This is a genomic window from Christiangramia aquimixticola (assembly GCF_048285835.1).
In the GTDB taxonomy this organism is placed as follows: domain Bacteria; phylum Bacteroidota; class Bacteroidia; order Flavobacteriales; family Flavobacteriaceae; genus Christiangramia; species Christiangramia aquimixticola.
On record NZ_JBLVTL010000376.1, the window covers coordinates 1 to 251 of the forward strand.

At 42.2% G+C, this 251-nt stretch carries 1 protein-coding gene; it reads left to right on the top strand.

Annotated elements, in window-relative coordinates; translation table 11 throughout:
- A partial coding sequence (locus ACNKXV_RS14880) for a hypothetical protein (RefSeq protein WP_417908472.1) occupies positions 1-251 on the top strand: 251 nt, incomplete at both ends.

A 251-nucleotide genomic window follows, 5' to 3' on the forward strand; every position in this document is an offset into this window, starting at 1 on the left:
TGAACACTGCCGTAGCTAATTCAGATGAAACTACAGGTCCGGTAAACAGTAATGAGGAAAAGACTCCGCTTTCCAAGGAAGCGAAACTTACTATTACCAATGTGGTAGATCTAACAGCGATCGATAAGCCTTCTACTCTTACTTACACTATCTCTGTAGCCAATACAGGAAATGTGAGTTTAACAGGGCTTACGCTTACCGATGATACTACCACTGCTACCCTTAAATCAGGTGACGATGGGAATGGAATA